General features: G+C 70.1%; 23 protein-coding genes. 10 read left to right on the forward strand and 13 right to left on the reverse strand.

All coding sequences use genetic code 11. The features are described from left to right. The first annotated feature begins 234 nt into the window (after positions 1-234). The gene (locus AB0M24_RS00810) at positions 235-1008 is read left to right on the forward strand and encodes a thermonuclease family protein (RefSeq protein ID WP_363758898.1); all 774 of its coding nucleotides are present in this window, start codon (positions 235-237) and stop codon (positions 1006-1008) included. Continuing rightward, positions 998-1504, forward strand: coding sequence for a hypothetical protein (locus AB0M24_RS00815; RefSeq protein WP_363758901.1), 507 nt, complete (start codon positions 998-1000; stop codon positions 1502-1504). Before AB0M24_RS00810 ends, AB0M24_RS00815 begins: the two co-directional genes overlap by 11 nt. Here AB0M24_RS00815 and AB0M24_RS00820 read toward each other — a convergent pair. From AB0M24_RS00820 to AB0M24_RS00845, 6 genes are all read right to left on the reverse strand, one after another. Continuing rightward, a complete protein-coding gene (locus AB0M24_RS00820; protein WP_363758904.1) occupies positions 1497-2096 on the reverse strand; it encodes a helix-turn-helix domain-containing protein in 600 nt (199 codons plus the stop codon). The two genes, AB0M24_RS00815 and AB0M24_RS00820, sit on opposite strands and share 8 nt — an antisense overlap. Positions 2097-2106: 10 nt before the next feature. After that, on the reverse strand, positions 2107-2667 hold the full coding sequence (locus tag AB0M24_RS00825; RefSeq protein WP_363758907.1) for an NAD(P)H-dependent oxidoreductase: 561 nt from the start codon (positions 2665-2667) through the stop codon (positions 2107-2109). 83 nt (positions 2668-2750) lie between these two features. Next, entirely contained in the window at positions 2751-3356 is a 606-nt protein-coding gene (locus tag AB0M24_RS00830) for a response regulator transcription factor (protein WP_363758910.1), read from the reverse strand. Then, entirely contained in the window at positions 3353-4432 is a 1080-nt protein-coding gene (locus AB0M24_RS00835) for a histidine kinase (RefSeq protein WP_363758913.1), read from the reverse strand. The genes AB0M24_RS00830 and AB0M24_RS00835 overlap by 4 nt, the downstream gene beginning before the upstream one ends. A gap of 10 nt (positions 4433-4442) precedes the next feature. Next, complete coding sequence (locus tag AB0M24_RS00840) at positions 4443-5171, reverse strand: ABC transporter permease (RefSeq protein WP_363758916.1); 729 nt, start codon at positions 5169-5171, stop codon at positions 4443-4445. Beyond that, positions 5168-6070, reverse strand: coding sequence for an ABC transporter ATP-binding protein (locus tag AB0M24_RS00845; protein ID WP_363758919.1), 903 nt, complete (start codon positions 6068-6070; stop codon positions 5168-5170). The genes AB0M24_RS00840 and AB0M24_RS00845 overlap by 4 nt, the downstream gene beginning before the upstream one ends. Positions 6071-6352: 282 nt before the next feature. On the opposite strand from AB0M24_RS00845, the gene AB0M24_RS00850 reads away from it, so the two are divergent. After that, on the forward strand, positions 6353-6631 hold the full coding sequence (locus tag AB0M24_RS00850) for a hypothetical protein (RefSeq protein WP_363758922.1): 279 nt from the start codon (positions 6353-6355) through the stop codon (positions 6629-6631). Position 6632: 1 nt separating this feature from the next. Here the strand turns inward: AB0M24_RS00850 and AB0M24_RS00855 are convergent, their stop codons facing one another. Together AB0M24_RS00855 and AB0M24_RS00860 are read right to left on the reverse strand one after the other, a co-directional pair. After that, on the reverse strand, positions 6633-7109 hold the full coding sequence (locus AB0M24_RS00855; RefSeq protein ID WP_363758925.1) for a DUF488 domain-containing protein: 477 nt from the start codon (positions 7107-7109) through the stop codon (positions 6633-6635). Continuing rightward, positions 7106-7501, reverse strand: a complete 396-nt coding sequence (locus AB0M24_RS00860) for a RidA family protein (RefSeq protein ID WP_363761528.1) — start codon at positions 7499-7501, stop codon at positions 7106-7108. Before AB0M24_RS00860 ends, AB0M24_RS00855 begins: the two co-directional genes overlap by 4 nt. Before the next feature lie 80 nt (positions 7502-7581). On the opposite strand from AB0M24_RS00860, the gene AB0M24_RS00865 reads away from it, so the two are divergent. The 4 genes from AB0M24_RS00865 (at position 7582) to AB0M24_RS00880 (ending at position 11340) form a co-directional block, all read left to right on the forward strand. Then, the gene (locus AB0M24_RS00865) at positions 7582-8538 is read left to right on the forward strand and encodes a WYL domain-containing protein (RefSeq protein ID WP_363758928.1); all 957 of its coding nucleotides are present in this window, start codon (positions 7582-7584) and stop codon (positions 8536-8538) included. An 82-nt stretch (positions 8539-8620) separates the two neighbouring features. Further along, the gene (locus tag AB0M24_RS00870; protein WP_363758931.1) at positions 8621-9805 is read left to right on the forward strand and encodes a serine/threonine-protein kinase; all 1185 of its coding nucleotides are present in this window, start codon (positions 8621-8623) and stop codon (positions 9803-9805) included. 15 nt (positions 9806-9820) lie between these two features. After that, entirely contained in the window at positions 9821-10246 is a 426-nt protein-coding gene (locus AB0M24_RS00875; RefSeq protein ID WP_363758934.1) for a thioesterase family protein, read from the forward strand. Then, a complete protein-coding gene (locus tag AB0M24_RS00880; RefSeq protein ID WP_363758937.1) occupies positions 10243-11340 on the forward strand; it encodes a zinc-dependent alcohol dehydrogenase family protein in 1098 nt (365 codons plus the stop codon). Before AB0M24_RS00875 ends, AB0M24_RS00880 begins: the two co-directional genes overlap by 4 nt. Here the strand turns inward: AB0M24_RS00880 and AB0M24_RS00885 are convergent. From AB0M24_RS00885 to AB0M24_RS00895, 3 genes are read right to left on the reverse strand one after another with little or no spacing between them, the layout of a single operon-like run. After that, positions 11333-12862, reverse strand: a complete 1530-nt coding sequence (locus AB0M24_RS00885; protein WP_363758940.1) for a long-chain fatty acid--CoA ligase — start codon at positions 12860-12862, stop codon at positions 11333-11335. The two genes, AB0M24_RS00880 and AB0M24_RS00885, sit on opposite strands and share 8 nt — an antisense overlap. Beyond that, positions 12862-13983: a DUF5938 domain-containing protein gene (locus AB0M24_RS00890; protein ID WP_363758943.1), complete on the reverse strand. Its 1122-nt coding sequence runs from the start codon at positions 13981-13983 to the stop codon at positions 12862-12864. Before AB0M24_RS00890 ends, AB0M24_RS00885 begins: the two co-directional genes overlap by 1 nt. Before the next feature lies 1 nt (position 13984). Next, positions 13985-14788 (reverse strand): SDR family oxidoreductase, encoded by an 804-nt coding sequence (locus tag AB0M24_RS00895; RefSeq protein ID WP_363758946.1) that lies wholly within the window; start codon positions 14786-14788, stop codon positions 13985-13987. 135 nt (positions 14789-14923) lie between these two features. On the opposite strand from AB0M24_RS00895, the gene AB0M24_RS00900 reads away from it, so the two are divergent. Next, entirely contained in the window at positions 14924-15562 is a 639-nt protein-coding gene (locus AB0M24_RS00900) for a TetR/AcrR family transcriptional regulator (protein ID WP_363758949.1), read from the forward strand. On the opposite strand, the gene AB0M24_RS00905 is transcribed toward AB0M24_RS00900, so the two are convergent. Both AB0M24_RS00905 and AB0M24_RS00910 read right to left on the reverse strand, forming a co-directional pair. After that, positions 15531-16358 carry a sporulation-delaying protein SdpB family protein gene (locus tag AB0M24_RS00905; RefSeq protein WP_363758952.1) on the reverse strand — a complete coding sequence of 276 codons (828 nt, stop codon included), beginning with the start codon at positions 16356-16358 and terminating at the stop codon, positions 15531-15533. The genes AB0M24_RS00900 and AB0M24_RS00905 overlap by 32 nt on opposite strands. Further along, positions 16352-16894, reverse strand: a complete 543-nt coding sequence (locus AB0M24_RS00910) for a hypothetical protein (protein ID WP_363758955.1) — start codon at positions 16892-16894, stop codon at positions 16352-16354. Before AB0M24_RS00910 ends, AB0M24_RS00905 begins: the two co-directional genes overlap by 7 nt. A 356-nt stretch (positions 16895-17250) precedes the next feature. Between AB0M24_RS00910 and AB0M24_RS00915 the strand changes: the two genes are divergently transcribed. Together AB0M24_RS00915 and AB0M24_RS00920 are read left to right on the forward strand one after the other, a co-directional pair. Further along, entirely contained in the window at positions 17251-20301 is a 3051-nt protein-coding gene (locus tag AB0M24_RS00915) for a BTAD domain-containing putative transcriptional regulator (protein WP_363758958.1), read from the forward strand. Positions 20302-20415: 114 nt separating this feature from the next. After that, positions 20416-22026: a BTAD domain-containing putative transcriptional regulator gene (locus AB0M24_RS00920; RefSeq protein WP_363758961.1), complete on the forward strand. Its 1611-nt coding sequence runs from the start codon at positions 20416-20418 to the stop codon at positions 22024-22026. Positions 22027-22033 lie beyond the last annotated feature (7 nt).

The following is a 22033-nucleotide window of genomic DNA, read 5'->3' on the forward strand; positions in this document are numbered from 1 at the left end:
GTCCACGCACCCCGTCTCCGTGCGGGGTGCGTGTGCTCGCACAATCACAGCCAGCGGTTATTGGTCAAAACATTGCTCGAAAATATTTTGAACCTTTTTCGTTCTTGACGGTCCAGTAACACCCGACAACACTGCCTCGACAACTGCTCACCGAGCCGGGGGGTGCTGTTGCGGAGCCCAGGGATCGTCCGCCGTTCGTGGTGGGGCGCGAGCCATCACACCAGGCTCGCGGTCATGTGCCTCGGCGTTCTCACCGCACTGGCCACGACCGCCGCGGCGGGTTTCGTCGGAGGTGACGGCCCGCGCCAGAGCGTCGACGCCGGCGTCGACACCATGCACCGGGGTGACTCGTTCGAGGTGACCGTCCACACGGTGTCCGATGTGGACCTGTTCGACGGAGTCGAGCCCGCCTCGGGAGTTCTCTTCCACGCTCGCGTCGCAGGGCTGGGTCGCATCGCGGACTGCTGGCTGGCAGAGTCCCGCACAACCGCGCAGAACCTGTTGCGCGGCAAGATGGTCCGTCTCACGGTGAAGAAGGACGTCGACTACTCCGACAGCGACCGGATCGTCGTCGACGTGCAGCTGCCGGACGGCACCGACTACGCGCAGACGCTCGTGCACGACGGCATGGCGCCGGCGGACGTGTCGACCCGCGACGAGCTGGCGCAGGTCGAAACCGTTGCCCGGCAAGAACATCGCGGTCTCTGGGCGTCCTCCTGCATCCGCATCGTGAGCACGACGTCCAGTGAGCCGCCGTCCTCGACGACGACAACGACCACCACGACGACAACGACAACGACGACCACCACGACGGAGGAGACCACCACGCGGAAACCGGCGCCCAGGCCGCCGGTCACCTCCGTCGAGCCGCCTCCCGACGAGGAACCGGACGACTTCTGGCTGGGCAAGATCTGCTTCAAGGAAGGCGCGAAGCGGAAGGCCTCCGGTGGCGGAGAGCTGGTCTGCACCCGTAGCGGCAACAAGCTGAGGTGGCGGCGTGCGGACTGACGACGGCATCGACCTGTTCAGCAAACCGGTGGAACCGGCGCCTCTCCTGGCGCAGGGCAAGACGCCGCGCGGCCTGACCGACGAGGGCTGGGTCCGCACGACGGGCTGGCTGCAGATCGGCGACCACCCCGTGAGCTCGGCCTCGCTCGCCGCGTTGGCCGGACTGCTGTGGGCGTTGGTCGGCGCGGCTGTGTCGGTGCGCGCAGTCCCCGTCACAGCAGGGATTCTGGTGCTGGTGATGCCGGTGCTGTGCGGCCTTCTCTGGTGGTTCTTCACGACACGGGTGCGGCCGGCGTCGGTGGCGCGCAACGTCGAGACGAAGCACGCGGACGAGCTGGCGGTCGGCGACCTCGTCCGCGTCTACGGTTCGATCGGGCCGGTGACCCAGGTGATCGGGGTCGTGGTGGAGGACGAGGTCGACGTGACCTTCCAGGGCGAGCTGCGCCAGTCGTGGCCGCGGGACCGGGTGGTGCACGTGGCCGAGCTGCTCAACTAGCGGCGACGCGCTCCACCAGCACCTGCCAGCTCGCGCTCAGGTCGTCCACCATCGGGCTGGGAGCGTCCGCGGACTGCAGGTACAGCAGAATCGGCCCCTCCAGCGCGGCGACCAGCTGCAACGCCAGGGTGCCGCTCGCGGCCGCCTCGGGGCACGCCTCGTTCAGCAGCATCTGGACGTGGAACAGCGACGGGCCGTCGCCGACCGGCACAGGCTTGCCGGGATCGAGCGCGGCGCGGGCGAGGATCGTGTGCTCGACGAGGAACTCGAGGCGTGCCCGGCCGAACGCGACCAGGCGCTCCACCGCCGGCGCTCCCGGCCCGAGCGGCGGCGGTCCGCTCAGCACCCGCTGCTGGAACCGCCTCTCCTCCTCGTCGAAGAGCGCGTGGAAGATGCCCGCGCGGGTCCGGAACCGGCGGAACACCGTGCCCTTGCCGAGCCCGGCGCGTTCCGCGAGACCGTCCATGGTGACCTTGTCGGCGCCGAGCTCCGCCACCATCTCGCGAGCGACCTCGATGAGATGGGCGCGGTTGCGCGCGGCGTCCGCCCGCTCCTCGCGCGGTTGACCCAGTGACAGCCCGACAGGTTCCACGGGCAGCACGCTACCGTTCGCGCACCGGGGCGAGCGCGTTGCTCCAGAGCACCAGCTCGTCGATCATCGTTGTGAGCGTGGTGGCCTGGTACTCGGACGGGTCGAACTCGGTGAAGTTCTTGAACTCGGTGAACATCGACAGCGCCACGCTGGTGCGCACGTCGGCCATCTTGAGCTCGCCCGCCACGAGCCGCAGGTGCTCCACGGCCCTGGCGCCGCCGACCGCGCCGTAGGACACGAAGCCGACCGCCTTGTTGTTCCACTCGGCGTTGAGGTAGTCGATGGCGTTCTTGAGCACGCCGGACGTGGAGTGGTTGTACTCCGGCGTCACCATGATGAAACCGTCGAAGCCCGCGATCTTCGCCGACCACTCCTTGGTGTGGTCGTGCTGGTACTGGCCCATCATCGGCGGCAGCGGCTCGTCGAGGTGGGGGAGCGGGAAGTCCTTGAGGTCGACCAGTTCGAACGTGGCGTCGTCGCGCTGCTTGGCCTGGTCGAGCACCCACCTGGCGACCTGCTCGCCGTTCCGGCCGGGGCGGGTGCTGCCGATGATGATGCCGATGTGCGTCATGTCCGAGCTCCAATAAGCGGGGTGTAGTCCGGTTACTAAGTGGACTCTACCCCGCTTATTGGGTCGCGCCTCGGTGCGCTGGGTCACAGCCAGCCGCTGTCCTCCGCGACCTTGACCGCCTCGGCCCTCGTCCGCGCGCCCGTCTTGCCGATCGCCGCGCTGAGGTGGTTGCGGACGGTGCCCTCGGACAGGTGGAGTGCTTTGGCCAGGTCAGCCACCGTGCCGCCGTCTCGTGCCACGGCCAGCACGTCCCGTTCGCGATCGGTCAGAGGGCTCTGACCGGTGGCGAGCGACTCGGCGGCCAGAGCCGGATCGACGACTCGCAGACCGGAGTGCACGCGGCGGACCGCGTCGACCAGTTGCTCGGGTGTGGCGTCCTTGACCACGAACCCGGCCGCGCCCGCCGCCATCGCCCGCGCCAGATAACCGGGGCGGCCGAACGTCGTGCAGACGATCACCCGGCAGCTCGGCAGGGCCTGGCTGAGCTCGGCGGCGGCGCTGAGGCCGTCCTTGCCGGGCATCTGCACGTCGAGCAGAGCGACGTCGGGTTTCGTGCGTCGGGCGGCGGGGACCACCTCGTCGCCCGCGCTGACCTCGGCCACCACCTCGATGTCGGCTTCGAGGCCGAGCATGGCGGCGAACGCACCCCGGACCAGGGCTTGGTCGTCCGCCAGCAGAACCTTGATCACACTGCCTCCAGCACTTCCGCCCGCAGCCGGTACCCGCCGCCGTCCAGCGGGCCCGCCAGCACCGTTCCTCCGAGCGGGGCCAGTCGCTCCGCCAAGCCTTGCAGCCCTGTTCCCGGCTCGCCGACCCCGGCGCCGCGCCCGTTGTCCTGCACTTCCAGCCAGGTGTCGCCCAGCCGCACGGAACACCGGGTGGCGGCCGCGTGCCGCAGCACGTTGGTGACTGCCTCGCGCAACACGTACCCGAACACCCCCTGGAGCTCGGGTCGCACGTTGTCCACCGCGTGCGGCAGATCCGCCTCGATCCCACCCGCCCGCAACGCCGCCCGTGCGCCGACGACCTCGGCGGACAGCGACACTTCGCGATAGCCGGAGACGGTGGTGCGGACATCGCTGAGTGCCTGCCGGGTGAGGCCTTCGACCTCGCGGATCTCCGCCAGCGCGCGATCGGGCTCATCGCTTTCCAGCAACCGCCGTGCGACGCCGGTCTTGAGCGTGATCGTGGTCAGGCTGTGCCCCAGGATGTCGTGCAGGTCGCGCGCCAGCCGGTTGCGCTCCTCGGTCCTCGCCAACGCCGCGATCTCGTCCTGCGCCAGGGAAAGCGCCCGGTTCGCCCGCATCATCCTGCCCATCGCGAGCATGCCCAGCGAGATCGAGAACAACGTGCCGAGCTGGCCGCCGTCGATCGCGAGGTCGTGCTGGAGGTACATCGTGCCCGCCAGCGCCGCCAGCACGGTTCCGTTGATCGCGATCGCCCGCCACGGCGTCAGCACCACCGCGATCGTCGACACGATGTAGACCATCAGGCCCGCAGACGACATCCCCAGCCAGTACACGACGACGAGGCCGAGCACGAGCAACGCCAGGCAGATCGCGGTGTTGACGTTCTCGCTGTCGCTGCCCCACAGCCAGCGCGGCGCGATCGTCCAGCCCACCCCGTACGCCACGATCAGCACGGTGAGCACCACCCGTGCCAGGATGCTCCGGTCGCTGACGATCACGTCGTAGGTCAGGGCCGGGATGTAGAGCAGCACGAACAGCGCCGCGAACCAGAACCACTTGCCGCTGCCTCTGCGCACGACCTAGAACCTAGCTCTGCGTTCGATAGCGGCGCGCGGCGATCACGGAGAGTCCGGCCACCCAGAGCACGATCACCAGCAACGCCTGCTTGACGTCCACTCCGGACACGAACGGCGCCTGCGTCAGCTGCTTGACCCAGTACGTCGGCAGCGCCTTCATGATCGTCGCCAGCCAGTCCGGCGCCACGTCCGCGGGGATCCAGATCCCGCCCAGCAGACCGAACAGCATCGACGCCAGACCGGTGATCGCCTGCATGCCGTCCGGGCTCGCGACCAGCCCGATCACGATGCCGAGCAGAACGAACGGGATCGCGCCCAGCCACAGCGTCCCGAGCACGCCGGCCCAGTGCATCGCGTCCATCCGCACCCCCTCGATCGCGCCGACCACGCACACCAGCAGAATCCCCGGTAGCCCGACGAGCATGCCCAGCGCGCCCTTGGTCGCCAGGTAGCCGCCGCCGGTCAACGGCGTCAGCCTGAGCTGCTTCTGCCAGCCGAGACCGCGTTCGACCGCGATCCGCGCGCCGATCGACAACGGCCCGGCCATCACGCCGAACAACGCCATGTTCATCATCAGCGACGTGGTGACCGGCAGGCCGTTCGGGAACGCGCCCGGGCCGCCGCCGTAGAGGTTCACGAACAGCACGAACATCACCGACGGCACCACCACCGTGAAGATCAGGTACCGGCCGTTGCGCACCGCGCGCATCAGCTCCAGCGTCAGGAATCGGGCGTTCATCGGTTGTCCTCCCCGGTGAGCGCCAGGAACGCGTCCTCCAGGCCCAGCGCGGTGATCTCGATGTCGTGCGCGGCCGGGTAGCGCTGGATCAGCGCTCGCACCGCCGCGTCGGAGTCGGTGCAGGTGAACGTGATCCGGTCGCCGCGGCGTTCGGTGGCGCGCACACCGGGCAGGTCGAGGTCGGCCGCGTGCGGTACCACCGCGCGCAACGTCCGCCCGGACACCGCGGCCCGCACCTGTGCCACGGACCCGTCCGCCACGATCCGCCCGGACCGCATCAGCACCACGCGGTCCGCGTACTCCTCGGCCTCCTCCAGGTAGTGCGTCGCGAACAGCACGGTCCTGCCGGTGTCGGTGTACGCGCGCATCTGCTGCCAGAACGCCCGCCGCGTCTCGACGTCCATCGCCACGGTCGGCTCGTCCAGCACCAGCAGATCCGGGTCGCACACCAGCGCGAGCGCGAACCGCACCCGTTGCTGCTGCCCGCCGGAAAGCTTGGTGCACTTGCGGTTCGCGAGATCCGCGATCCCGGCCTGCTGCAAGGCCTGTTTCACCGGCATCGGCCGGTGGTGCAGCGCCGCGATCAACCCGACCGCCTCGGCTACCGTGGCGTCGTCGAGCAACGCCCCGCTCTGCAGCATCGCCGAGATCTGCCCGGCCACCACGGCCTCGCGCGGGGTCTTGCCGAACACGCTGATCGTCCCACCGTCCGGAGTGGACAGACCTAACAGCATGTCCACCGTGGTCGACTTGCCGGCTCCGTTCGGGCCGAGCAACGCCACCACCTCGCCGGGCGAGATCACCAGGTCGATCCCGTCGACCGCGCGCACCTCGCCGAACCGCTTCTGCAACCCTCCGAGCGCCACGGCGGCGCCCGCTCGCACAGCTGTCTCCGTCATGCCCTCAATGCTCGGGTCCGGTAGTCGGCGAGTGAGGGATCGGCTGTCACGACTCCGCCATGACAGATGTCATGCTTTCGGCCACGTCCAAAAGGGTCCACTGTGGAATTTGTCCGAATTGTTGGGTGAACCGCTGTGAATGCGAGGCTCCTGCAGTCAACCTGGAAGGCCCGTCCACCCGGCGCGAAGGCCATCCGCTGGGCTCGACCGAGCACGGCAGGGTGACCGGCGTGCAGGACGAGCGCACTGGCCGCGGCACGACCCTGACTCGGGAGACTCGACATGGCACCGCGGGAGGTCCAGGACCTGGTGCGGCGAGCGGTGGGCCACCTCGCCGCGGGGCAGTACGCCGAGCTGGAGGGCTGGACCACCGGCCTGCCGGCGCAGGACATGGCCTGGGCACTCGACCACTACGGCGTGCGGCCCGTGCTGCCACCCGACGACGAGCTGTTCTCGGAGCGGGCCTTCCACTTCGACGACTGGTCCGACGAGCGGCCGGCCTACCACGTGGAGGTCGCCCTCTGGACCGGCGAGGGCGCCTCCGACCTGCGCATCCCCTGAGTCAGGCCGGGTGGAGGTGCTCGACCGTCACCCCGAACTCCTTCGCGAGCCTCTCGGCGACCAGCGAGCGGTGACACGCCTCGGCGTCGGCCTCCACGCAGAACAACGCGGCGACCCCGTCACCCGTCGCGATCGGTGCCAGATCGGCGTGCGCGAGGATCTCGGCGGTGTAGCGGCGGGCGTAGGAGTCGGAGAGCACCTGCCGTGACCTCTTGCCCACGCCCAGACGATCGTCCTCGGCGTACTGGGCCTGCCGCATGTCCGTGGTCGGCGCGAGGTCGGTGTGGTGCTCGTAGGCGATCCCGGCGTCGGCGAGCGCGGCCTGCAGCCGTTGCGAGTTCGCCCACGCGTACTCGTGCCCGCGCACCCCGCGCCGTTGCCGCACGTCCATCAGCACGCTGACGTCCGCCTGCCGCAAGCACTTCAAGAACGAGTCCGCGTCGAAGCCGTAGACGCCGATCGTCACCACCTTGGTCACGCGACCGCTGTCCCTTCCAGTTCGACCAGCTGACCGCGAACCGCCAGCCGCGTCACGCCGAGCATCGTGGTCGCCGGCGCGACGCCGGCGGCACCCAGTCGTCCGGCCAGCACCCCGTAGTGCTCGAACAACAGGTCGACGTCCGTGCTGTAGACGTTGAGCCGCACCAGGTTCGAGAGCGTCATGCCGGCCTCCTCGAGCACAGCTTCGAGGTTGGCGAGACTCAGCGCCAGCTGAGCGGCCATGTCGCCGTCGTGCCGCGGCTTGCCGTCCGCGTCCATCGCGGTCTGCCCGGAGCAGTACAGGGTCCTGGTGTGCCCGGACACCAGGACGCCCTGGTCGAACCCCAGCTCGACCGACCACGAGACCGGGGTGACCGCCGTTCGTTCCACTGCCACTTCAGCTCCATTCACGTTGGTGGTGGCAGCCTCGCAACGAATACACGACATCCTCTGTCGTGTATTTTCGGACCATGCGCGCCGACCGGTTGGTCTCGCTCGTTCTGCTGCTGCGCCAACGCGGCCGCCTGTCCGCGCCGGCGCTGGCCCGCGAGCTGGAGGTGTCCACGCGGACCGTGCTGCGCGACATCGAGGCGCTGTCCGCGGCGGGTGTGCCGGTCTACGCCGACCGCGGTCGCAACGGCGGGTTCTCGTTGCTGCCCGGCTTCCGGACCGAGCTGACCGGCCTGAACCACGACGAGGCGCTCGCGTTGCTGACCGTGGGCCGGGAGCAGGCGTTCGGGCTCGGCAGCGCGCTGGCGTCGGCCGTGCGCAAGGTCGCCGACGCGCTGCCCGGGAGTCAGGACGCTGCCCGGCGGTTCCTGGTCGAGCCGGAAACCGACCTGCTGAACCGGCGGGCGGCGACCGAGCAGGTGCCGGGCATGGCCGAGATCCGGAAAGCGGTGTTGTCCGGGCACAAGCTGCGCCTGCACTACGCGGCTTCGAACCAGGAACCGCAGTGGCGCATCGTTGACCCGATCGGGCTCGTGACCGTGCGGGACCGCGGCTACCTGCTGGCGACCAGATCCGGCGCCGACCGCACCTACCGGCTGTCCCGCGTGCTGGCTGCTGAGGCACTCGACGAACCGGCGCTGCGGCCGCCGCAGGTCGATCTCGATCGCGTCTGGCGGGAGAGGTGCGCGCAGTTCCTGTCGAGCGGCCACATCTCCGTGCAGCTGCGCGTGAATCCTTCACGGCACGAGGACCTCCTGAACTTCGCCGTGGCCGTCCGCGCGGCCTCACGGGAACGTGACGGCTGGATGAAGATCGATGCGATGTTCCAGGATTTGTGGCACGCGGAGTGGGCTCTCTGGGAGCTTGGTGTTCAGGCGGAAGCACTGGCCCCCCAAGAGTTGCGGGCCAGGCTGCACGACCGCGCGGCGGCGATCGCCGACCGCTACCGGTCGTCTCAACTGGTGGTTGACCGTTGACAGTCGCCGCGAGGTGGATTACTCAGTCACCGGAAGGTGGTCGGGGCCACCTGACGGCAGCCGTGTGGCAACGAGGTGGCGAATGACAGAGGAGTTACCGGAGATCCCCGGATTCCGGTACGTCCGACCGCTCGGCAAGAACGTGCACCTGTACCGCGACGAAGGTGGCGGCGAGGTGGCGGTGAAACTGCTCGTCGACCCGGCCCGAGCGGCGGAGATGCGCACGGTGCTCGGCCTCGGGCACCCCGGCATCGTGACCGTGCACCGAGCCGGGCGCACCCGCGCCGGTCTGCTGTACCTGGTCATGAAGCACTACACCGGCGGCGATGCCGGCGCGCTCGCACCGTTGCGGTTCGAGCGGGTGCTGGAGATCGGCGTCCAGCTGGCGGACGCGCTGCAGGCCGCGCACGAGGCCGGCGTGGTGCACCGCGACGTGAAACCGGCCAACGTCCTGCTCGACGAGGGCGGATCCGCGTGCCTGACGGACTTCGGCGTGCTGGGCCGCGACCGCCTGCCGTGGACGGCGCCCGAGGTGGTCACCAGCGGCTCCTACGGCGTGCGCGGGGACGTGTTCTCGCTCGCGGCGACGCTGTGGCACCTGCTCGCCGGGCACCCGCCGTTCGTGGTGCCGCGCGGCGACAACTCGCACGCCGCCCTGGAGCACCGCGTCCTGCGCGGCAGCCCGCCCCCGACCAGGCGAGCACCGCAGGCGATGGAAGCCCTGCTGCACCAGTCGATGGCGGCCGACCCGGCGTTGCGGCCGAGGTCTGCCGAGGAGTTCGGCCTGCGGTTGCGGGGAATGCTCCAGGGTGTTCCGTCCACATCGGACGTCGTGGCGGTGCACGCCGCCCCGCCGTCGCCCAAGCGGAAGCGCTGGCCGGTGTACGCGACGGTCGCCGCGGTCGCCGCCGGAGTGATCGGTACCAGCGGAGTCCTGTTCCTGCAGGGCGACTCGCTGCCGAACTCTCCGGAGAAGGTGCAGCCGCAGGCCGCAGCGGACGGCCCGACCGCGCCGACCGGCAAGGCGGAGGTCACCGTGTCTCGGGTCAACCCGACGACGTTGCGGTTCACCTGGACGTACCCGCAGCCGGCCGAGGGTGACAAGTTCGCCTGGCGCACCAACGACGACCTGAAGTCCGGCACCGTCGACACCCCGTCGGTCGAGCTCTACGCGCCAGGTGCGCTGTGCGTGCAGGTGCGGGTCGTGCGGGCGGACGGCAGCAACGCGAGCGACAACGCGTGGTCGCAGGAGGGCTGCGGCTTCTGACGTTATCGTGGGCCGGTGAGCACCTCGCGCGACGACTACGGGCACTGGCAGCGGATTCCGACCCGATGGGCGGACAACGACGTCTACGGGCACGTGAACAACGTCGTCCACTACGCGTTCATGGACACGGTGATCAACACGTGGCTGATCGCGGCCGGGCTGGACATCCAGGCGGGGCAGGAGATCGGGCTGTGCGTCGAGTCGCACTGCAACTACCGCGCCTCGGTCTCGTTCCCGGACGCGCTGGACGCCGGGCTGCGGGTCGGGCACCTCGGCCGGTCGAGCGTGCGGTACGAGGTCGGGTTCTTCGTCGAGGGCGGCGATGACGTGGTGGCGGAAGGTCACTTCGTGCACGTGTTCGTGGATCGGGTGAGCCGCAAGCCGGTGGAGATCCCGGCGGGACTGCGTGCCGCGATGGAGGGGCTGGTGGTGGCAGCGTGAAGACTCGTGGAGCCGTGCTCACCGCAGTCGGCGGGCCGCTGGAGATCCTCGACCTCGACCTGGCCCCTCCCGGCCCCGGCGAGGTGCTCATCAAGGTGCACGCCACCGGCCTGTGCCACTCCGACCTGTCGGTGATCGACGGCTCGCGGATCCGGCCGTTGCCCATGGTGCTCGGCCACGAGGCGGCGGGCGAGGTCGTCGAGGCCGGGCCGAACGCCGAGTTCAAGCCCGGTGATCACGTCGTGCTGTCGTTCGTTCCGGCGTGTGGTGCGTGCCGTCCGTGCTCGTCGGGGCGTCAGGCGCTGTGCGAGCCGGGCGCTGCCGCGAACCGCGAGGGCACACTGCTCAGCGGACATCGCCGGTGGACGCTCCCGGACGGCACGCAGCCCCACCACCACCTCGGCGTGTCCGGTTTCGCCGAGTACACGGTGATTTCGGACAGGTCGGCGACACTCGTCCCGCCAGATCTGCCGTTGGACATCGCCGCGCTGTTCGGGTGCGCGGTGCTGACGGGTGCGGGTGCGGCGTTCTATAGCGCTCAGGTGACACCGGGAGACCGGGTCGCGGTGTTCGGGCTCGGCGGGGTCGGGCTGGCGGCGGTGCTGGCGGCGATCACGGCGGGGGCGACGCAGGTGGTGGCGGTGGACGTGGTCGAGCACAAACGGCAGCTCGCGAGAACCCTCGGGGCGACGCACGACGCGCCAGGCGGACCGGATGTCGTCCAGCACGTCCGCGAGCTCACGAACGGCGGCGCGGACAAGGTGATCGACACGACCGGTGTCGCGGCCGTGCTCGAACAGGCTTACGCCGCAACGGCTGTGGGCGGCACGACGGTCACGGTCGGGCTGCCGCACCCGGACCGGACCGTCACGCTGCCCGCGCTGAACCTGGTCGCCGAGGAACGCACGCTCAAGGGCAGCTACCTCGGGTCGTGCGTGCCGCGCCGGGACGTGCCGCGGTTCATCGACCTCTACCGCGCCGGACGGCTGCCGGTCGAAGGGCTGCTGTCCGGGCGGCTGGGGCTGACCGAGATCAACGAGGGCTTCGCCAAGCTGGCGTCCGGCGAGGCGGTTCGTCAGGTCGTGGTCATGTAAGTCGTTGCCGGATCTCGGCTTTGAGCACTTTGCCCACTTTGGACCGCGGCAGGTCGGGCCAGATCTCGACCTGCTTCGGTGCTTTCACGCTGCCGATCCGTTCCTTCACGAACGCGATCAACGCATCAGGATCGGTGTTCCCGGACGCCCGCAGCTGCACGACCGCCGTCACCCGCTCGCCCCACTTGTCGTCGGGCAGCCCGACCACGGCGCAGTCCTGGACGGCGGAATGGGCCTGCAGCGCCTGCTCGACCTCGGCCGAGTACACGTTGAAACCACCCGTGATGATCATGTCCTTCGCGCGGTCGACGATGTAGAGGAAGTTCTCGGAGTCCAGGTAGCCGATGTCGCCGGTGTGGTGCCAGCCGTGCGCGCTCACCTCGGCCGTGGCGGCGGGGTTCTCGTGGTAGCCCTCCATCACCAACGGCCCGCGCACGACGATCTCGCCGCGCTCACCGGGAGGCAGAACTTCGCCGTCCGGAGCCATGATCGCGACCTGGGTCAACGGAGTCGGTCGGCCCGCTGAGGACAGGCGGGAAACCGCTATCGAACCGTCGGGCAGGAAGTGATCGGCCGGAGCGAGCGTGGCGATCATGTTCGGCGCCTCGGTCTGCCCGAACAGCTGACCCATCACCGGGCCGATCCGGTGCAGCGCCTCGGTGAGCCGCACCGGGGACATCGGCGCGGCGCCGTACCAGAGGCACCGCAACGAACTGAGGTCCGTCGAGTCGAGAGCCGGGTGGTCGAGCAGTCCGTAGATCACGGTCGGCGGCAGGAACGCGTGCGTGATCCGATGGTGCTCGATCAGCCGCAGGAACTCGCCGAGATCCGGCGCCGGCATGATCACCGTCTCGCCGCCCAATGCCATGATCGGGAACGTGAGCACGCCCGCCGAGTGCGTCAGCGGTGCCAAAGCCAGGTAGCGCGGCCGCACGCCGAACGGGTAGCTCATCAACGTCAGCGCGGTCGCGGTTTCCAGGTTGTGCCCGGTCAGCCGCACGCCCTTGGGCCTGCCGGTCGTGCCACCGGTCCCGGCCAGCACGCACAGCGAGTCGTCGGCCACGGACACCGGCGACGGCTCGCGGCCGTGCTTCGCCAGCCACTCGGTGAACGTGACAGCGCCCTCGACCTCGCCGTCCAGGCACACCAACGTGGTCAGCGCCGGAAGATCGCCCCGGATGCGTTCGACGAGCGGCGCGAACGCCGACTGGAAGAACAGGCACCGGCACCCGAAGAGATCCAACAGCTCCCGGTTCTCCGCCGCTTCGTTGCGCGGGTTGACCGGGCACCACACCGCCCCGGCCCGCGAGATGCCGAACACGCACGTGAGCGCCAGCGGATCGTTGGCGGACAACACCGCGACCCGATCTCCGGGAAGAATTCCGCTGTCCTGCAACGCTCCCGCGATGTCACAGGAGCGCTGCCGCACCTCGGCGTAGGTCTGGGACCGGGAGCCGATCGTGAGGCAGGGCGCGTCGCCCCCGAGCGACGCGCCCTTGTCCAGGTAGTCGGAGAGCCGCATCAGCGGTGCACTTCGACGATCGGGTCGAGCACCAGGCCGAACGACCGCAGCGCGCCCAGCAGCTCCCGGTGCCCGAACGCCTGGCAGCCCGACGCGAACCCGACCCTGCGCGGCGCGTCCTGCAGCAGGTGCACGGCGGCGTGCACGTTCAGCAACGCCGTTTGCTTGTAGTTGCAGTTGCCGTGGATGACGCAGCTGGCGCGACCGAGCGGCCCGGACGCGTGCACGGAGTCGAGCGAGATGTTGATCCGCGGGTTCTCGCGCGGCGGCATCTCACTGCGGACCTGGGCGGAGAACGCGTCGACGATCTCGTACTTCTCCGCGTCCGTCTTGCCTTCCATCTGTTCCAGCGCCGCCGCGACGATCTGCGGCACCCCGAGCATCAACGGCCGGTTGAACACGCCACCCAACGCACGGACCGACGCGACGCGCGGATCCCTCTTGAACCACACCGGATGCGCGGTGCCGCCCCACGGCAACGCGAGACCCAGCTCGTGCTGGCCGGGCACGACGAGCTCGTAGAGGCCCGCGTCCGCCTGCCATTCCACGTACTCGTTCTGCTCCAGGTAGTACGCCTTCGCGAACGCCGCGTTGGTGAGGATCGTGTTGGTGGAAGCGACGGTGGGATAACCCTTCCAGAACACCGCGACGTCCAAAGTGTCCAGTCCGGGGTTCTCCAGGCAGATCTGCGCGGCGATCTCGCCGACCGTGTACATCTGCGCGAGGCCGGGGGAGAGCAGCAGGTTCTGTGCCGCGAAGTCGGCGCCGTACTGCGCGTCGGCGTCGATCATCCAGTCCTGCTCGCCGTTGGTGTCGGTGTAGTGGGCGCCGACGTTGAGGCTCGCCTTGACCGCTTCGTGGCCGTAGCGGGAGAACGGCCCGACGGTGTTCAGCACAACGCGAGCGCCGGCGAACGCCTCGGTGAGCGCCTCTTCGGTGTGCTCGACCTCCAGCACCTCGTACTCGACCGTGTCGATGCCGGGCACCGCGTCCACGGCTTCCTTGACCCGTTTCGCGTCGCGGCCGACGGCGAGGAACGGGATCCCGTACTCACGCAGGTACTCGCAGATCAGGCGCCCCGTGTAGCCGGACGCTCCGTAGACGACAACAGGCTTGGCCATGTCACATACCCATTCCGCCGTCGACCGGCAGACCCGCGCCGGTGATGAACTTCGAGGCGTCGGAGGCGAGGAACACCACGGCGTCGGCCATGTCGTCGACCTGGCCGAGCCGTCCGAGCGGCGTCAGTTCCACCACGGCACCGGCAGCGGCTTCCGGCGACGGGAACAGGCCGAGGTTGGCGCAGTCGACCGCGAGTTGGTTGCCCATGGCGGTGGGCGTGAGGCCGGGGTAGATGCAGTTGACGCGCACGCCGTAGCCGAGCTTTCCGGACTCCTGCGCGGCGACGCGGGTCAGGCGGTCGATGGCGGACTTGGTCGCCGAGTAGACGCTGATGCCGGGGAAGGCGATGGTCGCGGCCACGGACGCGACGCTGATGATCGAGCCGCCGTTGCCCGCCGCGCCGCCGGGACGCATCGCGCGCAGGCCGTGCTTCATGCCGAGCGCCGTGCCGAGCACGTTGACGTCGAGCATCTTGCGGATGTCGGACGGGTCAAGCTCGGTGATCAGGCTGGTGATCTCGATGCCCGCGTTGTTCACGAGGATGTCGAGCCCGCCGATCGCGTCGATCGCCGTGTTCACCGCGGAGGCCCAGCTCGCGTCGTCGGTGACGTCCAACGGCACGAACTCCGCCGTCGCGCCCGAGTCCCTGAGCGTCTGAGCGGTCTGCTTGCCCTCGTCCTCCAGGACGTCCCCGATCAGAACGGCCGCGCCGGCTGCGGCCAACGCCTCCGCCATGCCCGCGCCCAGACCGCGCGCACCGCCTGTGACCAGCGCTTTTCGCCCGCTCAGCTGATAGCTCGTCATCGAGTCGCCTCCTGAAGTGAGTTGGCTCACACCCTAATCAATGCTTGACAGTCGTCAAGTTTTTTCTTGACGACTGTCCAAGATTTTTTGGACGAGTGGTCAGGCGTTGTCGCGATCTGGGTTAGCATCAGCGCTGTGACGGAGGTCGCCCAGCGCAAACAGGACAAGATCGCCCGCCGGCAGGTCGACAAGTTCGACGCCAGGCGGACCGAGCTCGCCGTGGCGACGCTGCACACGCTCGCCGAGCTGGGCTATGCGCGCACGAGCCTGCGGGAGATCGCGCAGAACTCCGAGTTCTCGCACGGCGTCCTGCACTACTACTTCGCGGACAAGCGCGACCTGATCATCGAGGCCGTCCGCCAGTACGAGCGCGTCTGCGTGACCAAGTACGACGAGGTGGTCGCCCACGCCACCAGCGCGGACCAGCTGCGCGACGAGTTCGTGGCGATGTTCTTCGACACCCTGGTCCAGGACGCGACGCTGCACCGGCTCTGGTACGACCTGCGCAACCAGAGCCTGTACGAGGAGTACTTCCGCGCCGACGTGCTGGAGATCGACGGCCACCGCGAGGACATGGTGTGGCGGGTGATCACCCGGTACGCCGAGCTGCGCCAAGCGACGCCTGCCGCCTCACCCGGGACGGCCTACGTGACGCTGGACGGCGTCTTCCAGCGCGCGCTGCTGCACCACCTGAGCGGCAACGCCGAGACGGTCGCCGCGTTGCGCGCCGAACTTCCGGACGTCATGGATCTGCTGGTGAAGAGCTCCGGCTAGCGGACGCCAGCAGCAGGCCGACCATCACCAGGCCGAAGCCGACCAGGCCCAGCACGACCAGGATCCCGGCGTGCAGCGCGGCGCCGACGAGCACCGCCCACCGCCGGATGCGCAGACCGCAAAACGCCGACACCGCGAGGAAGGCCTCTGCGGCGATCGTGCCCCAGGTCAGCACCGGCCCCACGCCGTCGATCAGCTCGGCGATCGCGGGGGTGGCGCCGAAGTAGGCGTCCTGCATCGCGTAGTGCATGGCGTCGCGGGAACGCCACTCCGGTTCGCGCAGCTTGAACCACACCGCCGAGCCGTAGACGTACGCGACCTGGGCGCGGATCGCCAGGTGGCTCGCGACCGCCGCGCCGTGCCAGCGCGGGGACATCGGTGTCCGCGGCTGGGTCCAGTGCCAGCGGCGGTCGTCGCCGAGCAGCATGGGGATCAGCAGCAGGGCGAGGATCTTGCTGATGTGCTCGCCGCCGTTGGGTGCGATCAGAGCGGCGGTGAAGCTGAACGCGACGTACCAATGTGGCACGCAGGTCCATTTCGGACGGTAGCCGCTCGCCACCGCCAGGAGGACCACGATGGCCGTCCAGCGGGGGATCACCGGGTCGAAACCCAGGCACCACAACGACGTCGCGCGCAGACCGGTGCACAGCGGGCCGTCCGGGGCGCCGTCGAGACCGGGAAAGAGACCGGTGTCGGACGTCGACATCAGGGTGAGCAGCTGGGCGGCGGCGACGAGGGATCTGGCCGCGCCGAGCAGCGGTGACCGCGGGTCAGCGGCGAGGAGCCGGTTCAGCACGTCAGCTCCACGGCGGCCACGCGGCTGATCCGCCGGGTGGTTCGCTCGTCGGAGGGGCGCTCGATCGTGAAGACCGCCGGCCCGCACACGTGCGGCGCGAACCGGTCGGGAATCCGGGTGCGCGGAGCCCCGGCGATCACGTCGCGGCACGCGGAGACGTCCGGCGCGTCGCAGTCGCGCCACTGGTCCGCCTGAATGGACTGCGCGGTCGACACGACCCTGATCGCGTCACCGTAGGAGGTCCTGCTGATGCCGTGCAGGTAACGGGCGTCGGCGGCCGGGTGGCTCAGTGGCACGAACTCGCCGGCGGCCTGTTGATAGGCGACCGTGTACTCGCGTTCGGCGGAATTGATGTAGAAACGCCACGCCATCGGCCAGATCAATTTAGCGGTGTCCTGCCGGGCGGTGATCTCTTCACCGGCAACACGAGTGGGCAGATAAGTGCTGCCGATGACGGCGACGAGTACTAAAAGCGCCGCGCAGGTGAACGCGAAACCCTGCGCGGCGCGTGCGCGATCGTCAGGATCGGCGGGCACCGAAACAGCTCAGCACCCGGTCGAGCACGGTGCGAGACCTGCCTGCACGGTCTCGGTCGAGCCCGGACCCGATTTGTCGGCGCCGGGCAGCAGTAGGGCAGCGGCCAGTGCCAACGCCGCGGTCAGTGCTCCTGCTAAGGCATACCAACGCATTTTCAAGGCCCCCGCTTCTGGTTGGTCCGCCACGGGCAAGTGTGGCGGCGGTTACACATAAGAGCCGGTTCGACGCGCGCTGTCAACACTCACTGCACGTGTCCGAATGCGTTCGAAGGGTAATCGAAATGCTTTCGGAAAACGATGCTTCGGTTCTGCCGAGTTGTGGTATTCAAAAGCCTTCACATCGATTCGGGGGAGTCGTGGTTCTTGAATATCGGTTACTCGGCCCGCTCGAACTCCGCCGCGCGGGCAGCCTTGTGGAGCTCGGCGGAGAACGACAGCAGAAGCTGCTCGCGGTCCTGCTGCTGAACGCCGGCGCGGTCGTCTCGTTCGACCGGCTGGTGGACGAGCTGTGGGACGACCCGCCGCAGACCGCGCGGCGGCAGGTGTCGAACGCGGCGGCGGGGGTGCGCCGCGTGATCGGTGCCGCGGGTGGGCGGCTGGTCACGACGACCCACGGGTACCGGGTGCAGATCTCCGGCGAGACCGTCGACACCGCGGTTTTCCACGCTCTGGTGCGAGATGCGGACGCCGCCGCCGAGGCAGGCCTGCTCCGGGAGGCGGCGGCGTCGCTGACCGACGCGCTGGCGTTGTGGCGCGGGCCGTTGCTGGACGGGCTCGTGTCGTCGTCGATCTCCACCTCCCGCGACGCGATGGCCGAGCAACGGCTGGTCGCGGTCGAACGCCTGGCACGGCTGCGGCTGGAGCTCGACGATCCCGCCCTCGTCGCCGAGCTCGTCGGGCACGTGGCCGAGAACCCGCTGCGGGAGTCGTTGCGCGCCACGCTGATGCGGGCGCTGTACCGCGCGGGGCGGCAGGGCGACGCGCTGACCGTGTTCGAGGAGGGGCGACGGCTTCTCGCGGAGGAGCTGGGCGCGGATCCCGGTCCCGAACTGCGGTCTCTGCACGAGCAGATGCTGCGCTCGGAGCCCGGCGGCGCGCTGGAGCGCGAGCGGGTCGGGTCGTTCCTCCCCTACGACACACCGGATTTCACCGGCCGGGCCGCCGAGGTGGAGCAGCTGCTCGGGCTCGCGGCCGACGGTCTGGTGATCCTCGTGGTCGAGGGCATGGGCGGGGTCGGCAAGACGGCGCTGGCCGTGCACGTGGCGCATCTGCTGCGCGACCGCTATCCGGACGGTCAGTACTTCGTGGATCTGAGGGGGCACACCGACGACGTGCGGCCGATGACGGCGGACGAGGCGGTGGATGCCCTGCTGTGGCAGACCGGGGTGCCCGCGCACCAGATGCCGCTCGATCCCGCGTCGCGCCGGGACCGGTGGCGGGAACGCACGGCGGGCAAGCGCGTGCTGGTGCTGCTCGACAACGCCTCCGACTCCTCCCAGGTGCGCCCGCTGCTGCCCGGCGGACCGGGATCGCTGGTCCTGGTGACGAGCCGGCGGCAGCTGCTCGACCTGCCCGGCGCGGTGCCGCTGCCGTTGGACGTGCTCGAACCGAACGGGGCGGTGGAGCTGTTCGGGCGGATCGCGTCGTCCGATCGCGTGCAGGCATCGCGCTCGGCGACCGAGGAGGTGGTCGCACTGTGCGGCGGCCTCCCGCTCGCGTTGCGCATCGCGGCCTCCCGGTTCCGTCGCCGTCCACAGTGGACGATGGACGACCTCGCCGGCCAGCTGCGCGACCGGCGAAGACGGGACCGCACGTTCACCGCGGACGACCACAGCGTGTCCGGGGTGATCGCGTTGTCCTACCGCGACCTCAGCGCGGTGCGGCAGCGGCTGTTCCGGTTGCTCGGGCTCGTGCCGGGCCACGACTTCGACGTGTACGCGGCCGCCGCGCTCGCCGGGTTGCCGCCCGCCGACGCCGAGGACGGGCTGGAGGCGTTGCTGGAGCGGAACCTGGTGATGCAACGCGACCCCGGCCGCTACTGCCTGCACGACCTGGTGCGCGACTGCGCCCGCGGCATGGCGGAGGAGCTGAGCGCGGACGAGGCGCACACCGCCCTCGACCGGCTGTTCGACCACTACCTGGGTTTCACCGAGTCGCACTGCGCGACGCTGACGATGGGCGCGCCCCGCTTCACGCCCGAGATCGCCTTCCCCTCTCCGGCACCCCCGCCGGACTCGCCGGAGGAGGCGCTGCGCCGGCTGCGAGCCGAGCACCGCAACCTCGTCGCGGCCGTCGAACACGCCTCGAAGCACGGCTGGCTGACGCACGCGTGGCAGCTGCCGTTCGTGCTGCTGCCGTACTTCCAGCGCATCGGCCAGCGCGCCGGCGTCCTGGACCTGGCCGACCACGCGGTGCGGGCCGCGCGCACGCTGGACGACCAGCAGGGTCTCGCGCTGGCGTGGCAGGCCGTCGCCTTCGCGTTGCGCGAGCAGGGCCGCAACCTGGAGGTCCGCGACGTGCTGGAGCGGTCGGTGGCGATCTGCCGCGCGACGGGAGACCTGCCCGCACTGGCCGGCGGGCTGCGCGACCTCGGCGTCTCGCTGCTGCAGGCGGGTTCGCTGACCGAGGCCGCGGTCCGGTTCGAGGAAGCGCGCCAGGTCGCGCGGGTTCTCCGCGACGACACCAACAGCGTGAACTCCGCCATCAACCTGGGCATCGTCGCCTGCCAGCTGGGCCAGCACGACCGTGCCCGCGCCCTGTTCGAGGTGGCTCTCACGCACCACCAGCGGGTGGGATCGGTCGAGGGCGAGGCGATCACCCTCATCAACATCGGCTGGCTCGAACACAACCGCGAACGCGACACGGTCGCCCTCGACCCGTTGGCGCGTGCGGTGCGGCTGTGCAGGTCGATCGGTTTCGTGCGGGGCGAGGTCGTGGCTTTGTCGTGGTTGTCCGTGACGTATCGCGCCCAGGGCCGGCTGGACGAGGCGACGGCCATCGGCCTCGAGTCGCGCGAGGTGGCCCGCTCGTCGGACCTGCACGAGCCGGAGTGCGACGCGATCACCGCCGTGGCGGAGGCGGACCTGGCGGCGGGGCGGTTCGTGGAGGCGCAGGCGGCGTTCCACGAGGCGGAGCAGATCGCCTTGGAGGGAGACCTGCCGCTGGCGCTCGCGCGGGCTCGGGAGGGGCTGGCGCACGTGGCTTCCGCGCTCGGGGAGCACGATCGGGCGCGCAAGCTGTGGGAGAAGGCGCTGCCCGTCTACCAGGGTGAGGCGCCGGAGGTCGCGCAGATCCGTGCGCACCTCGCGGCTTTGGGTGACGAGTCCGTGTTGTGCAGCCGGTGCCGGACTCGGGCGGGCGCGCTGCCGTTGGCCGAGGTGAAGGTTCCGCAGGAGACGCACCACTAGCTTGCTCGGCCTTCGAGTCGCGCGGTGGCCGATGTCGAGCGAAGGCCGAGCCGATGCTGAGCGTTGTTTGACTCCCCACCCGGTGGTGACGCCGGACTGGGACCGGGGGGTCGGATGCGTCTGCACGTGCTGGGTCCGTTGGAGGTGCACGGTGCCGCGGGGCGCCTGCCGATCGGCGGGGTGAAGCGGCAGGGGGTGCTGGTCGCGCTGTTGTTGCGGGCCGGCGAGATGGTGTCCACCGATCGGCTGGTGGAGACGTTGTGGGGGGAGGCTCCGCCGCGGTCGGCGCCGTCGAACGTGCGCACGTACGTGTCGGATCTGCGGCGGGTGCTGGCCGGCACGGCTCAGGTCAGCAGTGTGGGGGTCGGGTACCGGATCGAGGTGGATCCGGGCGAGGTCGACCTGCACGTGTTCCACCGGCTCGCGGACTCCGGCGAGGAGGCGCTGCGGGCCGGGCAGCACTCGCGTGCGGTGGAGGTGCTGACGCAGGCGCTCGGGTTGTGGCGCGGGCGGGCGTTCGGTGGGGTCGAGCTCGGGCCCTGGGTGGACGCGGCGGCCACGGCGCTGGACGACCGGCGGTGGGCCGTGTCGTCGGCGCTGGTGGAGGCGTTGAGCGGGGCCGGGCGCGGGGACGACGCGATCTGCGTGCTGCGGGAGATGGTCGCGGAACGGCCGTTCGCGGAGGGGACCTGGGCGCAGCTGGTCGGGGCGTTGCACCGGGCCGGGCGCACGGCGGAGGCGCTGGCCGCGTTCGGGAAGGCGCGGGACGTGCTGCGCGCCGAGCTCGGGCTGGATCCCGGTCCACAGCTGAGGGACGCGCAACGCCGGGTGTTCGCCGCCGTGCCGCGCGGGCTGCCTCCCGGGCCCGCCGACTTCGCCGGTCGCAGGAAGGAGCTCGACGCGATCGTCGCGGCGACCAGCCGGGTCACGGTCGTGTGCGGGCCGCCGGGGATCGGCAAGTCGGCGTTGGTGCTGCGCGCCGCCGAGCGCCTCGCTCCGTCCTTTCCAGACGGTCAGCTCTACCACAGCGTCACCCGCGGCACGGGTGAGGCGCTCACCGAGTTGCTGTGCGCGTTGGGCATCCGGCGCGAGGAAGTGCCGGCCGAGATCGCGGACCGGGCGACGGCGTACCGGTCGCTGCTGGCCGAACGACGGGTGCTGATCGTGCTGGACGGCGCGCGGGAGGTTGCGCCGTTCGTCCTCGGCGCGGGGCAGAGCCGGGTGCTCGTGTCGACGCGCCGCATCCCGGGTGGGTTCGAGACCGTGAGGCTCGGTCCGCTGTCGAATCGCGATGCCGTTCGGGTGCTGGGGATCGCCAGAGCCGCGAACGAACCCCAGGCCGCGCACGCCGTCATCCGCGCCTGCGCCGGCAACCCGCGAGCGCTGAAGATCATCGCCGAACGACTGGCGCTGCGGCCGGGTATGACGCTGGCACGGCTGGCGGACCGCATGACCGGCGCCGGGGTGCTGGACGAGCTGGCCATCGGCACGACCAGTGTCCGGGCGGAGATCACTGCGAGCCTCGATGCGTTGTCGCCCAACGCGGTCAGGGCGTTGCGGGCGCTCGCCACCACCGGCGACGCGGGCGGGGATGGGCGCACCGAGTCCGAAGTGGACCTCGCCGTCGAGGAGCTGGTGGCGGCAGGCCTGGTCGACCCCGCCGGTCTGGTCGACCCGCTGGTCCAGCTAGTCGCCCGCGAGCTGTCCGAGTCCGTCTCGCTCTGAGGAGAGA

This window comes from Lentzea sp. NPDC051838, assembly GCF_040681245.1.
Classification (GTDB): domain Bacteria; phylum Actinomycetota; class Actinomycetes; order Mycobacteriales; family Pseudonocardiaceae; genus Lentzea.

Bases quoted from the DNA above. Each gene is read 5' to 3' on its own strand.
- AB0M24_RS00810 (WP_363758898.1), top strand. From the start codon at position 235: ATGTGCCTCGGCGTTCTCACCGCACTGGCCACGACCGCCGCGGCGGGT.
- AB0M24_RS00825 (WP_363758907.1), bottom strand. From the start codon at position 2,667: ATGACGCACATCGGCATCATCATCGGCAGCACCCGCCCCGGCCGGAAC.
- AB0M24_RS00840 (WP_363758916.1), bottom strand. From the start codon at position 5,171: ATGAACGCCCGATTCCTGACGCTGGAGCTGATGCGCGCGGTGCGCAAC.
- AB0M24_RS00845 (WP_363758919.1), bottom strand. From the start codon at position 6,070: ATGACGGAGACAGCTGTGCGAGCGGGCGCCGCCGTGGCGCTCGGAGGG.
- AB0M24_RS00850 (WP_363758922.1), top strand. From the start codon at position 6,353: ATGGCACCGCGGGAGGTCCAGGACCTGGTGCGGCGAGCGGTGGGCCAC.
- AB0M24_RS00865 (WP_363758928.1), top strand. From the start codon at position 7,582: ATGCGCGCCGACCGGTTGGTCTCGCTCGTTCTGCTGCTGCGCCAACGC.
- AB0M24_RS00870 (WP_363758931.1), top strand. From the start codon at position 8,621: ATGACAGAGGAGTTACCGGAGATCCCCGGATTCCGGTACGTCCGACCG.
- AB0M24_RS00885 (WP_363758940.1), bottom strand. From the start codon at position 12,862: ATGCGGCTCTCCGACTACCTGGACAAGGGCGCGTCGCTCGGGGGCGAC.
- AB0M24_RS00890 (WP_363758943.1), bottom strand. From the start codon at position 13,983: ATGGCCAAGCCTGTTGTCGTCTACGGAGCGTCCGGCTACACGGGGCGC.
- AB0M24_RS00895 (WP_363758946.1), bottom strand. From the start codon at position 14,788: ATGACGAGCTATCAGCTGAGCGGGCGAAAAGCGCTGGTCACAGGCGGT.
- AB0M24_RS00920 (WP_363758961.1), top strand. From the start codon at position 20,416: ATGCGTCTGCACGTGCTGGGTCCGTTGGAGGTGCACGGTGCCGCGGGG.